Genomic DNA, 17120 nt, shown 5'->3' with positions numbered 1-17120 from the left:
ACACCATCCCCATGGCGATCGCCGTGGGCGCCGAGGCGCCCGATTTCACACTCAAGGACCAGAACAACCAGGAAGTGACGCTGTCGAGCTTCCGGGGCGTCAAGAACGTACTGCTGGTGTTCTACCCGCTCGCGTTCACCGGCGTGTGCCAGGGCGAACTGTGCGCGGTGCGCGACGACCTGCCGACGTTCGAGAACGACGACACCGCGATCCTCGCTGTGTCGGTGGGTGCGTCTCCGACCCACAAGATCTGGTCGGCGGAGCAGGGTTACACCTTCCCGCTGCTGTCGGATTTCTGGCCGCACGGTGAGGTGGCCCAGGCGTACGGCGTGTTCAACGACAAGCTCGGCTTCGCGAACCGTGGAACGTTCGTGATCGACAAGGCCGGAATCGTGCAATTCGCGGAGGAGAACGGCCCCGGAGAGCCCCGTGACCAGCAGGCTTGGGTCCGGGCGCTCGCCGCGCTAAAGTCCTGATGTGAAATCGGCAGCCTCCGGTTGCCGATTTTCGGGCGTGTAGCTCAGTGGTAGAGCTCTGGTTTTACACACCAGCGGTCGGGGGTTCGAAACCCTCCGCGCCCACCAGTCAGTGCGGGGGAGGGGCGCTTCCGGGAAACCGTGAGGCGCCCTTTTTCGGTGATCTACCTGCTCAGTGCCTTGAACTGGCGGACCGCCAACGGCCCGAAGATCAACATGATCACCACAGGCCAGATGAAGGCCGCAGGCAGAGCGTGGCCGTCGATCCAGTAAGCCGGGTCCAGGTAGTCGATCCCCGGGGTCTGGAACAGTTCACGGATTGCCGTCGCCGTCGACGACACGGGATTCCACGCCGCGATCGCGCCCAGCCAGCCGGGCATCATTTCCGGAGGCGTGAAGACCGACGAGATGAATCCCAAGGGAAACGCCACTGCGAAGAGCATTCCAGCGGTTTCGGTATTGGTGATGCATAGCCCCAGGTAGATGCCCACGAGTATCAATGCCAGTCTCAACCAGAGCAGCAGCACGAAGGCCAGCAGCGTTGCCCCGAGACTGCCGCCCGATCGCCAGCCGATCAGCAAAGCCACCCCGGCGATGATCACCAGGTCCAGGGCCGCTCGGATGACATCGGACACTGCACGCCCGGTCACCGGCGCGGAAGGGGACATCGGCATCGACCGGAATCGATCCATGAAGCCCTTCTCCTTGTTGTGGGTCACCGCATACGCGGTGTCCATGAACCCCAGAGCCATCGTCATGGCAAACATTCCGGGCATGGCGAAATCCACATAGCCTTCACCGGCGCCCTCGCCGGTGACGTCCATCGCCGACCCGAAAACGTAGACGAACATCAGCACCATCACCACCGGGAAGCCGATTTGCCAGGCAAACGTGCTGGGCTGACGGATCAGGTGCGTGAATTCTTGGAGCACAATGGTCCAGCAGTCGCGTGCGGCCCAGATCAGCCGTGAACCGATGGTCTCCGCAGCTGAGGTTTCGGCGAGCGAGTGTGTCGTTGTGGTCATCGCGTCTCCTCGAGAGTGTTCTTCGCGGCGGAGGTCAGGTACAGGAATGCCTCGTCGAGAGTCGGGCGGCGCAGTCCGATGTCGGCGATGTCGATGTCTTCGGCTCGGATGGCGGCAGCCACTGATGTCAGCGCTGCCACGCCGTCCGGCACGGGGATGCTCAGGCGCGCCTCGGCCTCTTCCACGTCCGGCTCGGCGTCGAGGACGCGGACGACGACCGTGGCGGCTCTGGCCAGTTCGATGGGGTCGTGGGCGACCAGTTCCAGCCTTTCGTCCCCGATCTGCCGTTTCAGCCCGGCGGGGGTGTCCTCGATGAAGTTTCGACCCCGGTCGATCACACTGATCCGGTCGCACAGCTTGTCGGCCTCATCCAGATAGTGGGTGGTCAGCAGCACGGTCGTGCCCGCGTCCGCCAGGTTCCGCACTGCCTCCCACACCTCCCGGCGTCCCGCGGGGTCGAGGCCGGTGGTCGGTTCGTCGAGGAACAGGACCTGGGGGGCCAGGATCATCGAGGCTGCGAGGTCGAGTCGGCGGCGCATGCCACCGGAGAACTTCTTGGGGGATCGGCCGGCGGCGTCGCTGAGGCCGAAGACCTCCAGCAGTTCGTCGGCGCGGCGCTGAGCGTCCGTCTTTCCGAGCCGGAAGAGTCTGCCGAACATGGTGAGGTTCTGGCGCGCCGTCATCAGGTCGTCCACGGCGGTCTGCTGGCCTGTCAACCCGATTCTGCGGCGGACTTCACGGGGCTGGTTCGCGACGTCGAATCCCGCCACGCTGGCGGTACCGCCGTCGGGGTCGGTCAACGTGGCCAGGATTCGCACCGCTGTGGTCTTTCCCGCGCCATTGGGTCCGAGTAGACCGTGGACGGTTCCGCGGGGTACGAGGAGGTCGACTCCGTCGAGCGCGACCTTGTCTTTGTACCGCTTGATCAGGCCGGTGGCCTCGACGGCCGGTCCTGAACTCATCTCTGCATCTCCCCTCGTTGTTGCGTACGGAGTACGCCATACGATGCACGCAGCACGGTAGCGTACGGTGTGCGCAGTAAGCAAGGGTTCAACGCGAGGAGTGTTCGTGACCGATCGGAATCCGCTGGCCAGGAGCCTTCAACTGCTGTGGCAAGGCCTTCCTGAGCGGGCGAAGGGTCCGAAGTCCAGGCTCACGCTGGGGCAGATCGTCACCGCAGGTATCGAACTCGCGGACGCCGACGGGATCGACGCGTTGTCGATGCGGAACCTGGCGCAGAAGCTCGGCGTGGGCACCATGTCGCTGTACCGCTACGTGCCCGCGAAGGCGGAACTGCTGGACCTGATGCTCGATGCAGTGGTCGGTCCTTCGCAAGCCAGGAGGGCTGCCGCTGAGCGGGGGTGGCGGGAGTTCTTGGTCACAACCGCCCGCGAGGCACGGAAGCTCTACCTCACTCACCCGTGGGCGCTGCAAGCGAACTGGAGCCGGCCGGTATTGGGACCCAACAGTGTCGCGGACCTGAATCTCTTCTTCGCCGGAGTGAAGAACTTGTCCTTGAGTGACCAGGAGAGGATGAACCTTGCGACAGCGATCGACTCCTACGTCACCGGCGCCGTGCGGCAGGAACTCCTGTGGCTCAACGCCTCGTCGGAGTCGGGAATGTCGGACGACGAGTTCTGGACCTACCAGCTGCCCACTTTGAATCGAGTGATGAGTTCTGGGCGATTCCCCGAAATGGCAGACCTGTCCGACGACACGTTCGATTCCACCTGGGAGGAGAACTTCGAATTCGGGCTCGAGTTGATCCTGAACGGACTCGAGACGCGGCTGAGGCGACCGTAACAGCGGAGGATGCCCGGCGCACCGGACCGTCCGAAACTAGCCGGCGGTCGTCGTGGCGGCGTTGTATGCCTCGGCCAGCAGGGCGCAGAATGCGTCGTCCAGGTCGTCCGCCGACGCGAGACTCAAGCGATGAGTGGTGACCCTGCCCGTCGTGGGGTACGCCTCACGCAACGTCGGGTGGTGGACGCGCCGGGAGAGATCCAGGGCCACCTCGAGACGGGTTGCGTACAGGAATGCGGCAGCGAACCCCCTCGGCTTCGACGAGGACGCCCGAGCCCACGAGATCTCAGAGGTGTGCACCGTCTCCTCGACGTCGTCGCCGAGTGCGAGGACGAGGGCGCGGAACTTGCGGAACGCATCGACGGCCACAGGGTCCTTGTCGGCCAGGTAGTCGTCGACGGTCGAGTACATCGGGAACTCCTCGTTCGGTGAAACACCGGGCAGAGACATGTCGTAGTGCGTGGTCACCTGCGTCCGCCATAGCGGTCGGCCAGCCTGTCGCTGGTGGTACGAGCTGTCGAGGTGGAACGTACCGAACCGGAACGCACGATCGTGGCCTTGTTCGAGGTGGGCTTCGGCTCCGACGAGATGACCTCATCGGAGTTGCGCGCCTTGGCCTTGCGGCGTTCCCGAATCTCTGCCCAGACGAAGTATGCGAGCCCGAGGGGCGCCATGATGCCGAATGCGAGCCACTGCAATCCGTAGGACAGGTATGGGCCGGCATCGAGCTGAGGCAGTGCCTTCGCCTCGAGGACACCGGGCTGCTCCGGATCGAGCTGAAGGTAGCCGTCCGCGAGATCGAGTCCGGAAGCCTCGGCGATCTGGCCGGAGTCGATGAAGTAGACCTGCAAGTAACCGGCGTCGGTGAACGGGTCCTTACCTTCGACCGTGCCCTCCGACATGCGGATTCTGGCTTCGAGAGTGACCGGCCCGGTCGGAGCAGCGAGAATCTCGGGCACTGCAGTGCCCTCGACCGGACGCACATAGCCCCGGTCGACGAGGATGGTGTTCCCGTCGTCGAGTACGAACGGGGTGAGCACCTCGTAGGCGGGCTTCGACTCGGTGCTCCGCAGCCGCACCAGGACATCCGAATCCGGAAGATAGCTGCCGTCGGCGATCACTCGTCGCCATTCGGTGTCGGTCGTTGCTCCGCCGTTGCCGAACAGGTCGTCCACGGGGAGCGGGTCCTGCGACACCGACTCCGCGATGCGGTCGTTGCGCGCCTCGGTGCTCGTGTTCTTGCCGAGCTGCCACGGCGCCAGCACAGTGAAGCATGCATAGGCGAAACCAACCACTACCAGAGCGAGGACCAGCCAGCTCGGGCGGAGGAGAAACGACAGTCGGCGCACACGTCCACGGTAGACCGTGATGCGTATCTCACTGCTGTCGCACCCGTTCGAGCAGGCCCGGTACACACACTTCGATCTCATCCCGTACCTGCTCGAATGCGTCCGATCCGTCCGTACTACGGGTCGGGCAGCCGAGTGCCGTCGGAGCCGACGCTCGCTTCCGCTGGATCATCGCCCGCCGGTCAGGAGGCGCTGGAGTTCGTCCACGGTGGCGACGGTCTTCGCTGCTACGGCACCTTCGGACCCGGTGCCGTAGCCCCACTCGACGAAGAGGGTGGGAATACCGAACCGGCCGGCTCCGTGGATGTCGTGTTCGCGGTCGCCGACCATCACGACATCGGACGTACCGCCGTGCGCGGCGTCGACGGCTTCGATGCCGAGCGCGGCGAGGCTGTGCGCGACAACGTCGGCCTTCGCGCGCCGGACACCGTCTTCGCTCGCTCCTCCGATGAACTCGAAATGATCCGCGATCCCGAAATGCTCGAGAATCCGCACAGCGGCGGACTCGTTCTTCGATGTCGCCACGGCGAGGCGAGTTCCGGTATCGCGGACGGCGGCGAGCATCGTGCCGACGCCGTCGAACAGGGCGTTTTCGGACCAACCTGTGTCCGTGTAGTACTCGCGGTATGCCGTCAACCCACGCTCGACCTCGTCGTCGCCGAGGCCGAAGGAGCGCAACGTGTCGCGCATCGGAGGGCCGAGGAGCCACTCGAGGTTGCCGTCGGGCACCCCGAAACCGACGACCGCGGCTGCATGGAGGAAGCCGTTGATCACGCCCGTCGCGGAATCGGTCAGGGTGCCGTCGAGATCGAACAGGACGACCGGGGCAGGCAGCGTCAGCGGGTGCGGATCGACGAGAAGAGTCACCCCGACATTGTCCCCGGTCGCCGGAGAACCTCAGCGTAGGGTCGTCGGCGGAGATCGGAACTGTGAGTAGCGCGACCGAGTGCAGGAGGATTCGTGACGGCCACGCTTCGTGAGGTGATCAAGGTGCTCGACACGGCGTATCCGCCGTCGTTGGCGGAGTCGTGGGACTCCGTGGGTCTGGTCGCGGGTGATCCCGACGACCCGGTCAGCAAGGTGTTACTCGCCGTCGACGCTACCGCCGCCGTCGTCGACCAAGCTCTCGAATGGGGTGCCGACCTGCTGCTTGTGCACCATCCGCTGTTGCTCCGCGGTGTCGACACCGTCGGGGTGCACACATCCAAGGGAGCGCTCATCCACCGGTTGATACGGGGCGGCTGCGCACTGTTCACCGCGCACACCAACGCTGACCGCGCAGACCCGGGCGTATCCGACGCGTTGGCGAACGCGCTCGGACTGACCGATTTGAGGCCGATCGAGCCCAAGCCGGAACCGGCCAGCGACAAGTGGGTGGTGATGGTGCCCGCCGAGGCATCCGCCACCGTGCGTGACGCGTTGTTCGAGGCCGGTGCCGGCGCCCTGGGCAACTACCGGCAATGCTGCTGGACGACGTCGGGGACCGGCCAATTCCGTCCTGTCGACGGTGCCGATCCGGCGATCGGAGCGGTCGGTGAACTCGAGCAGGTCACCGAGGACCGCATCGAGGTGATCGCCCCTCGTCGAGCCCGCACCGCGGTGCTGGCGGCGCTTCGCAGCGCCCACCCCTATGAGGAGCCCGCGTTCGACGTGTTCGAGCTCGCCGAACTGCCGAGCAACCGTGGTCTTGGCCGGGTGGGGGAGTTGCCTCGGACTCAGACACTGCGCGAGTTCACCGAGACGGTCGCCGCGGCGCTCCCACCCACCGAGTGGGGTGTACGCGGCGCGGGCGATCCCGAGCGTCCGATCCGGACGGTGGCAGTGTGCGGCGGGTCCGGCGACTCGTTCCTCGGTCGGGTTTCTGCACTCGGCGTCGATGCATATGTGACGGCCGACCTGAGACATCACCCCGCGGACGAGCACTTGCGAACCGGTGGTCCCGCTCTCGTCGACGTCGCGCACTGGGCCAGCGAACAGCCGTGGTGTGCGCAAGCGAGCGCGATCCTCGACGAAGCATTCGGTGATCGCGACGGGTGGCACTCCCGAGTCACCGACCTGCGCACCGACCCCTGGACGACAGCAGCCCGCGCGGTACGGTAATCAGCTACGAGACCGTCGTCGCGGTCCGGCCGCGACCAGTGCCGTCGTACGGCCAACTCCCGAGTCGAGAACCCGAAAGCAGGAACCACCCGAGTGAACGTCGAACCCGCAGTGCAGGCAAGGCTCCTTTCCATCGCCTCAGTGGACAACGAGCTCAACCGTCTCGCGCACCGTCGCCGCACCCTGCCGGAACAGCAGGAAGTGGATCGGCTCCAGGCCGAGCGGGCGTCCCGGAAGGACGCGGCCGTTGCCGTCGAGATCGTGATCGACGACCTCGACCGCGACATCCGCAAGGTCGAAGGCGAGATCGAGGCCGTACGCCAGCGCGCGCAGCGCGACCGCAACCTGCTCGAAGGCGGCACCATCGGCTCGAAGCAGCTGACCGAGCTGCAGCACGAGCTCGGTAGCCTCGAACGCCGCCAGGCCGCACTCGAGGACGACCAGCTCGAGATCATGGAACGGCGCGAGGCGTCGAAGGCCGATCATGATCACGCCGGCGCGCAGGTGTCGCAGATCGACGAGCAGCTCGGCGACGCGACGCGCGCTCGGGACGAGGCTCTCGCCGACATCGAGGTTGCCGAAGACCGGTGCCGAAATGATCGCGACACGCTGGTCGGCTCGTTGCCCGCGGAGTTGGTTGCCGTCTACGAGAAGCAGCGTGAGCGGTCGGGAATCGGCGCGGCACTGCTGCAGGCCCGCCGGTGCGGCGCGTGCCGAATCGAACTGGACCGCGGCGAGATCGCCCGCATCACTGCCGCACCGGCCGACGCGGTCGTCCACTGCCCGGAATGCAACGCGATCATGGTGCGTACCAAGGAATCGGGTCTGTGAGTCGGGTCGTTGTCGAGGCCGACGGCGGTTCGCGCGGAAATCCTGGACCGGCAGGCTACGGTGCCGTCGTCTTCGACTCCGAGCACCGGACCGTGCTGGCCGAACGCAAGGCGAGCATCGGACGCGCCACCAACAACGTCGCGGAGTACCGAGGATTGATCGCGGGGCTGACCGCAGCGGCCGAGCTCGGTGCCGACGAAGTCGATGTGCGGATGGATTCGAAGCTGGTCGTCGAACAGATGTCGGGTCGCTGGAAGGTCAAGCATCCCGACATGATCCCGCTTGCGGCGCAGGTGCAGGCCTTGGCGTCGAAGTTCTCGCATGTGAACTACACCTGGATACCCCGCGCGGAGAACGGTTACGCCGACCGGCTCGCGAACGAAGCCATGGACGCCGCCGCGATCCCGGACACGGGTACGGACAAGGTCGAGGTGCCGAAGGCGCCCGGATGGACCGGTGCGACCGGCGCTCCGACCCGGATGCTGCTTCTACGCCACGGCCAGACCCCGCTGTCGGTGGAACGCCGCTACTCGGGGCGCGGGAATCCTGAGCTCACTGAACTGGGTCGCGGCCAGGCGTCGGCGGCCGCGCGCATGCTCGCGGGCCGTGGTGACATCTCCGCAGTGGTGTCGTCGCCGCTCGGACGGGCACGCGAGACAGCTGCTGCTGCCGCCGCCGCGTTGAATCTCCCGGTGACCGTGCACGACGGCCTGATCGAGACGGACTTCGGCGAGTGGGAGGGGCTCACCTTCGCGGAAGCAGCCGAGCGCGACGTCGATGTGCATGAGAAGTGGCTCTCCGACACCTCGGTACGGCCGCCGGGGGGTGAGAGCTTCGATGACGTGCGCATACGCATCGCGGGCGTCCGGGCAGACCTGACGGCAGAGCATCCGGGCTCGACCGTGCTCGTGGTCTCGCACGTGACACCGATCAAGACGCTGCTGCAGTTCGCACTGGATTCCGGTCCGTCGCTGTTGTACCGCCTACATCTGGATCTGGCGTCGTTGAGCATCGCGGAGTTCTATCCGGACGGTGGATCGTCGGTGCGCTTGGTCAACGACACGTCGTACCTGTGACGTCGCGCCGGGCCTGAAAGCCGGGGTTCTCCAGGGCCGGCCCACCCGAGAGCCGAAAAGTGGCCGCGCAGGCATGTCGGGGGTGTGCCTGCGCGGCCACTCATGAGGTCTATCGGGAACCCGCTCGACTTGTTACACACTTTTCCGAGAATCTTTGTCGTCGGTCCTCGGGCCGGGGTGTGACGACGTCGTTGTGGCAGGAAGCGGACGAATTCTGCAAAAATGTGTTCATCACGCGAGCCCCGGGAGGAACAGCGATGAGCGGATACCGGATCGACGCATATGGGCCGCATCCTGCTGCTGCGGTGCCGTTCGCTGCCGCGCCTGCCCCGGAATTCTTCGTAGATCGGCGGCCCTGGTGGAGGCGCCACCCGATTCTCACCACCTTGGGGGTGCTGTGGCTCGTCGGGTTCGCGCAGGAGGAACCCGCGGTGGCTACGGTGCTGCTCGTTCTCGTACTGGCCGTGATCGGCGCGGGAGTCCGTCGTCGTTCCCGAGATGAGCGTCGCAGGGAGGAAGCGGCCATTGTCGCTCGCGCTGATGCGCAGCATCAGGCGTACCTCAGCGGTGATCCTCGGGGCATCTACGGATTCCCCGCCGAACCTGCGCCCGTGCCGGAGCCGATTCCGTATTATCGTCCCGCTGCCCAACAGCCCTGGGTTGCGCCCTACCCTCAGCAGCAGCCGTACGCGCCGCGTATGCAACCGTGGTCCGCTCATGCCCATCACGGGCAGTACCGTCGATACCACCACTGGAGCAACAACTCACGCTGACTCGACGTCACAACAGTTTGCGCACGGTCCGAAGGTTGCGGTTGGTGGTCACCGTCTTGAATCGTGACGCGCCGACCTTCTTTCCGAAGGCGCTACCGATCGTCTCACCCTTCACGACTTCCCAATAGACGACGCCGTCACCGACAGCGATCTGTTCGACCGCAGGATCCAAGGTGGCGCCGATCCCCGCCAGTTCGTCGAGCACCGAATCGTCGGCTACGAACACGGCATACGCGTGCCGGCCATCGACGTTCTCGTCGAACGGGTACGCATCGACAACAGCGGCCAGGTACGACTGAGGATGGACGAACACGTACGCGTCGTACGCGAAGGTGTCGGAGAGCGCACGTTCGATCCGCGCTTTCAGGTCGGGAGCGGTGCCGTCCGCGTCGAACAGGACATTTCCCGAAGCGAGGACTGTCCGGACATTGTCGAAACCGAGGTCGGTGAACAACGCGCCCAGGTCGGCCATCTTGATCCTGACCCCACCGACATTGATCCCGCGCAGCAGCGCCACAAATCGAGTCATGCTTTCCGACCGTAGTTCGCGTCGGCGGTGTTCGGCGGGCTATTCTGTTCGCGCGGATGAGTCGGCCGGGCGACCGCGGAGCAGGGAACCGGCACCGAACGGTGCCAGGCCCTGAATCGAGGAAAGTCCGGACTCCACAGAGCAGGGCGGTTGCTAACGGCAACCCGAGGTGACTCGCGGGACAGTGCCACAGAGAACAGACTGCCTGCCCTCCGGGGTAGGTGAGGGTGAAACGGTGCGGTAAGAGCGCACCAGCACCCCGGGCGACCGGGGTGGCTAGGTAAACCCCGCCCGGAGCAAGGTCGAAGGCCGCACCGAACCCCTCGGGGAACCGGTGCGGCTGCGCAGGTGTTCGAGGGCTGCTCGCCCGAGCCTGCGGGTGGACCGCTCGAGGCACCCGGCAACGGTGTGTCCAGATGGATGGTCGTCACCCTGTTTCGACGGGGGACAGGATCCGGCTTACAGGCCGACTCGTCCGCACAGCCCCACGTATGGTGATCTGTCGCTCACAAGGGGCCGACGACCAGCAGATGTGCCCAGTACGAGGCAGCTTCCGGCCCGATGTACGGAAGAAGGGTGTCGAAGAGAATGTACGACATGTGCTGCGGCTCCTCATGGATGACGGTCTGTGATGTCGGGCCGACCGTACCAGCCACGCCGGACCGCGTGTAGCGGCAAAAAGTCGACCCTGTTCGGGCACACTTGAACCATGAGCGATGAGGGCTGGTACTACGACGTGAGCACAGGCAAGGTCAGCCAGGGCAAGGATCCGGGTGCCCTCAACCGCATGGGTCCGTACCCGGACAAGGACACCGCCGAGCGCGCTCTGCAGATTGCCGCCGAGCGAACCAAAGCGGCCGACAAGGCCGACGACGAATGGAACAACTGATTCAGCGGCACGCACGACTGCTACGGCGCGCAGGAGAAGTACAACAGTGGTGAGAGCACCCTTCGTCGTTGCACCCGCGATCGACTTCGCTTCAGTACGTTCCGAATTCGGACTCGACGACGGATATCCGGTGGATGCGCTCGCGGAGGCCCGCGCCGGCACGGACCGGTACGGGGGCGATCGTGAGGACCGCACCGATCTGCCTCTGGTGACCATCGACCCACCGGGGTCGATGGACTTGGATCAAGCGCTCCACCTGGAACGCACGACCGAGGGCTTCGTCCTGCACTATGCGATCGCCGACGTGTACGCCGTCGTCGAACTCGGCGGTGCGCTCGAAGCGGAAACCCATCGCCGAGGCCAGACGTTCTACCTACCGGACAGGTCCGTTCCGCTGCATCCGCGGGAACTATCGGAGGGCACGGCCAGCCTCCTCCCCGACACCGTTCGTCCCGCCGTGCTGTGGCGGATCGAGACGGACGAACGCGCTGAGCCCGTGGCAGTCACGGTGCGCCGTGCATCGGTCCGATCCGTCGCGCGACTCGACTACGCAGGCGTGCAACGCGACTTCGATGCCGGGACACTGCATCCGTCCATCGCAGCGCTGCCCGAGTTCGGGCGTTTGCGCGCGGCGGCGGCACTCGACAGGGGAGCTATCGAACTGCGCCTGCCCGAACAGGACGTGGCTCCCCACGGCGACGGGTGGACGCTGACGGTGCAGCCTCGGACAGAGGCCGACGACTGGAACTCTCAGGTGTCGCTGCTGACCGGAATGTGCGCGGCCGAACTCATGCTCGACGCGAAGGTCGGCCTGCTCCGTACGCTGCCGCCTGCGGACGCGGAGGTTGTCGAGGCGCTTCGGAGAAAAGCATCCGCGTTGGGGGTGCCGTGGCCCGATGATGTGCCGGTCGGCGCATTCCTCGCAAGCCTCGACGCGAACGAACCCTCGACGCTCGTACTCATGAGCGAGGCTCCGACCCTGTTGCGCGGTGCGTCGTATACGGCGTTCGACGGTGCGCTGCCGGAGTCGAGTCTGCACGGTGCGATCGGTGCGCCGTATGCGCATGTGACCGCTCCGCTGCGTCGTCTCTCCGACAGGTACACGACCGAGGTGTGTCTGGCGGTGTCGGCAGGCACACCGGTGCCGTCGCACGTCCGCGATACCCTTCCTGCGCTGCCGAAGATCATGTCGGCGTCGGACTCCCTGTCGGGGAAGATCGGGCGCGCCTGCATCGACCTGACCGAGGCCGTCGTGCTCTCACCCCGGGTGGGCGAGCAGTTCGAGGCGACCGTGCTCGAAGGCGCCACCGACCGGCGCGACGCCGAGGTATTCGTGGCTTCCGAAACCGTCATTGCGCCGTGTGAAGGGCGGCCACGCGAAGGGGAACGCATCACGGTCCGTCTCATCCGGGCAGACACTGCCGCTCGCGAAGTGAAGTTCGCCTACGATTCCGGCCGAACATGAGTACCGAGACCCGGAGTGCGGGTAGGGGCAGGCGAGCGACGAGAATGATCGCTGCCGTGGTCGCCTCGGTCGTGCTGTTGTTCGTGGCAGTTGTGTGGTGGTGGGCACCGAGCAGGTATCTGCCCTGGGATACCGCGTCGTTCCCCGCAACCGACACCGCCTCGTTGTCGACGGAACAGGTGGCGGTCGTGGATCTGCTCGAAGTCGAGCACCGGACACAGCGGCCCGGCACCTTCTTCTCGGAAGGTGTCGAAGAGGAGTGGTGTGCAGACTTCGTCAGCTGGATCATGCGGGAAGCCGGTATGCCGCTGTCGAATCCGCACTCGGGACACTGGCGGATCCCCGGTGTGTACACGCTGCAGGAGTACTACGAACAGCAGGATCGCTTCGAACCAGTGGAGTCGGGCTATCGGCCCGAGGTGGGCGACGTCGTCCTGTATGAGAACACCGCCGGCTTCGGGCAGCACACCAACATCGTCGTCGCGGTCGATGGTGACGAGGCGATCACCGTGGGCGGAAACGAGTTCGGCCGAATCCGTGTCCACACCCTCGAGTGGTCGGACGACTTGGCAGTGGTCGGATTCGGCCGGCTCCCGAAATGACGGGGTTTCATCGGAACAGATCGGTCGCTTCCACAAGATGATGGGTGATGCCGGGTTCGTACGCGGAGTGTCCGGCGTCGTCGACAATGTGCAGCGTCGAGTCGGGCCAGGAGCGATGGAGGTCCCATGCACTCGTCGCGGGGCACACCACGTCGTAACGTCCCTGCACGATCACGCCCGGAATGCCGTGCAGGAGATGCGCGTCCCGCAGCAGCTGTCCTTCGGTGAGGAATCCGCGATGATAGAAGTAGTGGTTCTCGATCCGTGCGAAGGCGAGCGCGAAGCGGGGTTCCGCGGTGTTTGCGACGTGGTCGGGCTGCGGTAGCAGTGAACTGGTTCCGCCCTCCCATGTCGACCACGCGACCGCTGCGCGCAACGCGACGTCCGGGTCGGGGGAGTGCAGCAGCCGGTGATAGGTGTCGACCGGGTGTGCCCCCGGTTCGCTGCTTGCCAGGGGTGCGAGGAAGGCTTCCCACAGGTCGGGGAACAGCGCCCCGGCACCACCGTTGTAATACCAGTCGATCTCGCTGCGGCGCAGCAGGAAGATCCCGCGCAACACCAATTCGGTCACGCGGTCGCGATGACGCTGTGCGTAAGCCAGGGCGAGCGTCGATCCCCACGATCCACCGAAGACCATCCATCGTTCGATGGACAGGAATGTGCGTAGACGTTCGATGTCGGCGAGCAGATGGTCGGTCGTGTTGACGGACAGGTCGGCCCCATCGGCGACGTGCGGCCGCGACCGGCCGCAGCCCCGCTGGTCGAACATCACGATCCGGTAGGCGGAAGGGTCGAAGAATCGACGTTGCTGCGGTGATGTGCCGCCGCCCGGACCGCCGTGCAGGAACACGACGGGTTTACCGTCCGGATTTCCGCTGACCTCCCAGTACACCTCCTGGTCGTCGCCGACGGCGAGAAAGCCGTGGTCGTACGGCGCGATCGGAGGGTAGAGCTCGCGTAGGTTTGCCATTACCTAGAACCCGACCAGGGCCGATGCAAGATCGGGAATCTGCAGGGCCGTCAACGTCTCGTCGCGCACGGATGAGCACTGCTCGGTGGTGATGGTGTCGACGCGTGCGCGATCGCCTGCAAGCGCAATCAGATCGATTCCGTTCGCTGCGCCCCATTCACCGACGAGGATGTTCAGGCCGCCCTTCCCGACCGAAGGCGTGTAGGTGCGCCAACTCTGCAACTGGCCCTCGATGCGGGTGCACAGGTCGGCGGCCTGGGCTTCGGTGACGCCCCCCGGTGCCTGTGTGGATTCCGCTACGGAGGGCGCCGCGGTGTTCGACGGCGTCGGATCCGAGGTGGTTCCGGAGGCGCACGCGCCGAGCAGGCCGATCATGGCTGCAGCTGCGGTAGCAGCGACGGGGACGCGTCGGAATCGGGTCATAGGGGGCACCTCGCGGTTCGGTGGTCGTGGTCGCCGTCGAGTGTGCCATCGAATCGTGAAACGCCGACGAGTGCCCTTTCTCGGACCTGAGATGCGGGCGGACGCCTCGGGTCGGGTGGGGGTCCACCCGACCCGAGGGTCTGTCACGACGTGTTCGTCACCTGCATTCGACCGCGGCATCGTCGAAGCCTGCGCTGCCGCGGGTGATGGAGGAACCTCAGAAGGAGTGCTCGGGGCCGGGGAAGCTCCCGCCGGCTACCTCGGAGGCGTATTGTGCTGCGGCATTGCGCAATTCGTCGCCGACAGCCCCGAACTGCTTCACGAACTTCGCGGTCTTGCCGCTCGTGTACCCGGCCATGTCCTGCCAGACGAGGACCTGCGCATCGCATTCGTTTCCGGCGCCGATGCCGACGGTGGGAATGGTCAGCTTACGAGTGACCTGGCCGGCGAGTTCTGCGGGAACCATCTCCATCACGACGGAGAACGCGCCTGCTTCCTGGACGGCGATGGCATCGGCGATGAGTTGCTCGGCGCCGTCGCCGCGTCCCTGTACTCGGAATCCGCCGAGGGTGTTGACGGATTGCGGGGTGAAGCCGATGTGGGCCTGCACGGGAATGCCTGCCGCGGTGAGCGCAGCGATCTGGGGTGCAATGCGTTCGCCGCCTTCGAGTTTGACGGCGTGTGCGCCCCCCTCCTTCATGAACCGGATGGCGGTGGCGAGAGCCTGCTCGGGAGATGCCTCATAGGTACCGAACGGGAGGTCGGCGATCACGAGTGCGTGCGGAGCCCCGCGAACGACGCCGCGGACCAGCGGAAGCAACTCGTCGACGGTGACCGGCACCGTGGTGTCGTAGCCGTAGACGACGTTGGCCGCAGAATCGCCGACCAGGAGCACCGGGATCCCGGCTTCTTCGAAGATGCGGGCAGTGGAGTAGTCGTACGCGGTCAGCTCTGCCCAGCGGACACCTTCGGCCTTCATCGCCTGCAGATGGTGGACCCGCGTCTTACGCTTCGGAGTGTCTGCCGGGGCGGAGCCGCCTCCGTACACGGACGTCATATTTTCCGACATCGTTGTCTCTTTCTTCCTCGAGGCCCTTCTGAGGGTCCCCGGGCGGGTGATGACAGTCTCAGTGTGCCACCGGGCTCGGCCACAGCTAACCCTCGGCGGCGGTGGGGTTGGTCACATGAGGACCCACGTGATCACCCCACGAGGCCGGATAGCGGGCATGGCACGATCCACAGGTGCCGGTTTCCGCGCGTGTGCGCTCCCGTCGTCTGTTCGCTGCCCTTCTCGCTGTGAGCGCTCTGGTGCTGGCAGGATGTGCCGACACCGCGACAGACGAGCGCGAGCCGTCGACCGTCGCGGTGCCCGAGGAACTGACGCAGTTCTATCGACAGGGCGTCGACTGGGGCGACTGCGGTGGCTACGGCATCGACGGTCCGCTTCTGGCTCGCAGCGGTGCGCAATGCGGCCGGGTCTCGGTCCCGCTCGACTACGACGCCCCGGACGGACAGACGGTGACCCTGGCGGTGTCGCGGATCGAGGCGGACGGCGACCGGATCGGATCGCTTCTGGTCAATCCCGGCGGGCCCGGCGCCTCGGGGCTGTCCACCGTGCTCGCCGCGGCAGGGACCGAACTGGCCGGACGGTTCGACATCGTGGGATTCGATCCGCGCGGCATCGGTTCGTCCGATCCGCAGGTCCGGTGCTTCACCGCCGCGGAGACCGACGCCGATCGCGCCATCGACGATGGAGATCGAAGTCCGGAAGGAATCGAGGCATCCGAGAAGCGCAACCGCGAGTACGCGCAGCTGTGTGCCGAACGCACCGGAGAGGATCTGCTCGCCCATGTCGGCACCGCCGACGTGGTGCGTGACATGGATGTCCTTCGAGGGGTGCTCGGCGACGACGCCCTGAACTTCCTCGGATATTCGTACGGAACCAGGCTCGGCACCGTCTATGCGGAAACCTTCCCGGACCGGGTGCGCGCGATGGTCCTGGACGGCGCCATCGACCCCGAACAGGACCCGGTCGAGGAGATAGTGCTGCAGGCCGAGGGGTTCCAGAAGGCGTTCGACGAGTTCGCGGCCGACTGCGCGACCCGCAGCGACTGTCCGCTGGGCAACGATCCCGCGCAGGCATCGACCCGGTTCCGCGGGCTCGTCACCCCCTTGATCGAGACGCCCGCCCAGACCACCGATCCGCGCGGCCTGAGCTACCGCGACGCGATCACCGGAGTGCAGCAGGGCCTGTATTCGTCCGCGCTGTGGGGGTCGCTGCGCGGTGGCCTGGCCTCCCTCGCCGACGGCAACGGGGACACCCTGCTTCGCCTTGCCGACCTGTACGAGGGGCGGGAGGAGGACGGCACCTACAGCAACATCAACGACGCGTTCAACGCCGTCCGATGCGTCGATGACCAGCCGATCACCGAACGCGCGGTCGCCGGTGAACTCGATACGCGATTCCGGCTGGCGGCACCGTTCCTCGACGATGGCCGCGGAACCGGTGAGGCGCCCCTCGACGTGTGCGCGTTCTGGCCTGTCCCCGCCACTGGGGAACCGCACACCCCGGTTGTGCCGGGGCTCCCGCCGGTCCTCGTGGTGTCGACGACCGGTGATCCCGCCACGCCGTACCAGGCGGGGGCGGACCTGGCGCGTCAGCTCGGGGGTGCGCTGGTGACCTTCGACGGAAACCAGCACACTGTTGTGCTGGACGGAAATCCCTGTGTCGACGACGCTGTGACCAGGTACTTCATCGATCTCGAGGTGCCCGAGACCGATCCTCATTGTTGACTCGACGCCGGTGTGA

19 protein-coding genes, 1 tRNA gene and 1 other RNA gene are annotated in these 17120 nt (G+C 65.9%); 12 read left to right on the top strand and 9 right to left on the bottom strand.

Translation table 11 applies throughout. The annotated features are described in order from the left end of the window. Positions 1-11 precede the first annotated feature (11 nt). Both MWU77_RS08630 and MWU77_RS08625 read left to right on the top strand, forming a co-directional pair. Entirely contained in the window at positions 12-476 is a 465-nt protein-coding gene (locus MWU77_RS08630; protein WP_169686849.1) for a peroxiredoxin, read from the top strand. Between the two features lie 33 nt (positions 477-509). Beyond that, a tRNA-Val gene (locus MWU77_RS08625) sits at positions 510-584 on the top strand. A gap of 56 nt (positions 585-640) precedes the next feature. Here MWU77_RS08625 and MWU77_RS08620 read toward each other — a convergent pair. Together MWU77_RS08620 and MWU77_RS08615 are read right to left on the bottom strand one after the other, a co-directional pair. Then, positions 641-1501, bottom strand: a complete 861-nt coding sequence (locus tag MWU77_RS08620; protein WP_169686274.1) for an ABC transporter permease — start codon at positions 1499-1501, stop codon at positions 641-643. Beyond that, entirely contained in the window at positions 1498-2463 is a 966-nt protein-coding gene (locus MWU77_RS08615; protein ID WP_169686277.1) for an ATP-binding cassette domain-containing protein, read from the bottom strand. Before MWU77_RS08615 ends, MWU77_RS08620 begins: the two co-directional genes overlap by 4 nt. 106 nt (positions 2464-2569) lie before the next feature. On the opposite strand from MWU77_RS08615, the gene MWU77_RS08610 reads away from it, so the two are divergent. Beyond that, on the top strand, positions 2570-3304 hold the full coding sequence (locus tag MWU77_RS08610; protein ID WP_206039492.1) for a TetR/AcrR family transcriptional regulator: 735 nt from the start codon (positions 2570-2572) through the stop codon (positions 3302-3304). A gap of 36 nt (positions 3305-3340) precedes the next feature. On the opposite strand, the gene MWU77_RS08605 is transcribed toward MWU77_RS08610, so the two are convergent. The 3 genes from MWU77_RS08605 to MWU77_RS08595 form a co-directional block, all read right to left on the bottom strand. After that, the gene (locus MWU77_RS08605; RefSeq protein ID WP_169686850.1) at positions 3341-3715 is read right to left on the bottom strand and encodes a DUF5655 domain-containing protein; all 375 of its coding nucleotides are present in this window, start codon (positions 3713-3715) and stop codon (positions 3341-3343) included. Positions 3716-3768: 53 nt separating this feature from the next. Beyond that, positions 3769-4653 (bottom strand): SURF1 family protein, encoded by an 885-nt coding sequence (locus MWU77_RS08600; RefSeq protein WP_247273469.1) that lies wholly within the window; start codon positions 4651-4653, stop codon positions 3769-3771. A 168-nt stretch (positions 4654-4821) separates the two neighbouring features. Next, positions 4822-5520, bottom strand: a complete 699-nt coding sequence (locus tag MWU77_RS08595) for an HAD hydrolase-like protein (protein WP_169686283.1) — start codon at positions 5518-5520, stop codon at positions 4822-4824. Between the two features lie 93 nt (positions 5521-5613). Here MWU77_RS08595 and MWU77_RS08590 point away from each other — a divergent pair, with 93 nt between their 5' ends. The 4 genes from MWU77_RS08590 to MWU77_RS08575 all read left to right on the top strand — a co-directional run bounded on the left by MWU77_RS08590 (position 5614) and on the right by MWU77_RS08575 (position 9433). Continuing rightward, complete coding sequence (locus MWU77_RS08590; protein ID WP_169686286.1) at positions 5614-6753, top strand: Nif3-like dinuclear metal center hexameric protein; 1140 nt, start codon at positions 5614-5616, stop codon at positions 6751-6753. A 93-nt stretch (positions 6754-6846) separates the two neighbouring features. Then, on the top strand, positions 6847-7584 hold the full coding sequence (locus tag MWU77_RS08585; protein WP_169686288.1) for a zinc ribbon domain-containing protein: 738 nt from the start codon (positions 6847-6849) through the stop codon (positions 7582-7584). Further along, on the top strand, positions 7542-8660 hold the full coding sequence (locus MWU77_RS08580) for a bifunctional RNase H/acid phosphatase (RefSeq protein WP_206039494.1): 1119 nt from the start codon (positions 7542-7544) through the stop codon (positions 8658-8660). Before MWU77_RS08585 ends, MWU77_RS08580 begins: the two co-directional genes overlap by 43 nt. A gap of 257 nt (positions 8661-8917) precedes the next feature. Further along, positions 8918-9433 (top strand): hypothetical protein, encoded by a 516-nt coding sequence (locus tag MWU77_RS08575; RefSeq protein WP_247273468.1) that lies wholly within the window; start codon positions 8918-8920, stop codon positions 9431-9433. A gap of 7 nt (positions 9434-9440) precedes the next feature. Here MWU77_RS08575 and MWU77_RS08570 read toward each other — a convergent pair whose 3' ends face one another. After that, complete coding sequence (locus MWU77_RS08570; protein ID WP_247273467.1) at positions 9441-9962, bottom strand: DUF1697 domain-containing protein; 522 nt, start codon at positions 9960-9962, stop codon at positions 9441-9443. 57 nt (positions 9963-10019) lie between these two features. Here MWU77_RS08570 and rnpB point away from each other — a divergent pair. The 4 genes from rnpB (at position 10020) to MWU77_RS08550 (ending at position 12918) form a co-directional block, all read left to right on the top strand. Further along, positions 10020-10440: RNase P RNA component class A (gene rnpB / locus MWU77_RS08565), an RNA gene on the top strand. A gap of 231 nt (positions 10441-10671) precedes the next feature. Continuing rightward, positions 10672-10851 (top strand): hypothetical protein, encoded by a 180-nt coding sequence (locus tag MWU77_RS08560; protein ID WP_054807486.1) that lies wholly within the window; start codon positions 10672-10674, stop codon positions 10849-10851. Between the two features lie 46 nt (positions 10852-10897). Further along, complete coding sequence (locus MWU77_RS08555; RefSeq protein WP_169686296.1) at positions 10898-12316, top strand: RNB domain-containing ribonuclease; 1419 nt, start codon at positions 10898-10900, stop codon at positions 12314-12316. Between the two features lie 44 nt (positions 12317-12360). Next, complete coding sequence (locus MWU77_RS08550) at positions 12361-12918, top strand: CHAP domain-containing protein (protein WP_374229851.1); 558 nt, start codon at positions 12361-12363, stop codon at positions 12916-12918. A 7-nt stretch (positions 12919-12925) separates the two neighbouring features. Here MWU77_RS08550 and pip read toward each other — a convergent pair whose 3' ends face one another. The 3 genes from pip to panB all read right to left on the bottom strand — a co-directional run bounded on the left by pip (position 12926) and on the right by panB (position 15380). Continuing rightward, on the bottom strand, positions 12926-13888 hold the full coding sequence (pip, locus tag MWU77_RS08545) for a prolyl aminopeptidase (protein ID WP_169686300.1): 963 nt from the start codon (positions 13886-13888) through the stop codon (positions 12926-12928). A gap of 3 nt (positions 13889-13891) precedes the next feature. After that, the gene (locus MWU77_RS08540) at positions 13892-14311 is read right to left on the bottom strand and encodes a hypothetical protein (protein ID WP_247273465.1); all 420 of its coding nucleotides are present in this window, start codon (positions 14309-14311) and stop codon (positions 13892-13894) included. Positions 14312-14528: 217 nt separating this feature from the next. Further along, positions 14529-15380, bottom strand: coding sequence for a 3-methyl-2-oxobutanoate hydroxymethyltransferase (panB, locus tag MWU77_RS08535; protein WP_247273464.1), 852 nt, complete (start codon positions 15378-15380; stop codon positions 14529-14531). 173 nt (positions 15381-15553) lie between these two features. Between panB and MWU77_RS08530 the strand changes: the two genes are divergently transcribed. Beyond that, on the top strand, positions 15554-17104 hold the full coding sequence (locus tag MWU77_RS08530; protein WP_247273463.1) for an alpha/beta hydrolase: 1551 nt from the start codon (positions 15554-15556) through the stop codon (positions 17102-17104). The last annotated feature ends 16 nt before the right edge of the window (positions 17105-17120 follow it).

Origin of the sequence: Rhodococcus sp. F64268, assembly GCF_023015605.1 — a bacterium.
In the GTDB taxonomy this organism is placed as follows: Bacteria; Actinomycetota; Actinomycetes; order Mycobacteriales; family Mycobacteriaceae; genus Rhodococcus.
This window is presented reverse-complemented; position numbering and strand designations above follow the sequence as displayed.

Coding starts and splice junctions, on each gene's coding strand:
- MWU77_RS08550 (WP_374229851.1), top strand. CDS start 12,361: ATGATCGCTGCCGTGGTCGCCTCGGTCGTGCTGTTGTTCGTGGCAGTT.
- MWU77_RS08615 (WP_169686277.1), bottom strand. CDS start 2,463: ATGAGTTCAGGACCGGCCGTCGAGGCCACCGGCCTGATCAAGCGGTAC.
- pip (WP_169686300.1), bottom strand. CDS start 13,888: ATGGCAAACCTACGCGAGCTCTACCCTCCGATCGCGCCGTACGACCAC.
- MWU77_RS08630 (WP_169686849.1), top strand. CDS start 12: ATGGCGATCGCCGTGGGCGCCGAGGCGCCCGATTTCACACTCAAGGAC.
- MWU77_RS08605 (WP_169686850.1), bottom strand. CDS start 3,715: ATGTACTCGACCGTCGACGACTACCTGGCCGACAAGGACCCTGTGGCC.
- MWU77_RS08570 (WP_247273467.1), bottom strand. CDS start 9,962: ATGACTCGATTTGTGGCGCTGCTGCGCGGGATCAATGTCGGTGGGGTC.
- MWU77_RS08560 (WP_054807486.1), top strand. CDS start 10,672: ATGAGCGATGAGGGCTGGTACTACGACGTGAGCACAGGCAAGGTCAGC.
- MWU77_RS08575 (WP_247273468.1), top strand. CDS start 8,918: ATGAGCGGATACCGGATCGACGCATATGGGCCGCATCCTGCTGCTGCG.
- MWU77_RS08620 (WP_169686274.1), bottom strand. CDS start 1,501: ATGACCACAACGACACACTCGCTCGCCGAAACCTCAGCTGCGGAGACC.
- MWU77_RS08580 (WP_206039494.1), top strand. CDS start 7,542: ATGCAACGCGATCATGGTGCGTACCAAGGAATCGGGTCTGTGAGTCGG.
- MWU77_RS08540 (WP_247273465.1), bottom strand. CDS start 14,311: ATGACCCGATTCCGACGCGTCCCCGTCGCTGCTACCGCAGCTGCAGCC.
- panB (WP_247273464.1), bottom strand. CDS start 15,380: ATGTCGGAAAATATGACGTCCGTGTACGGAGGCGGCTCCGCCCCGGCA.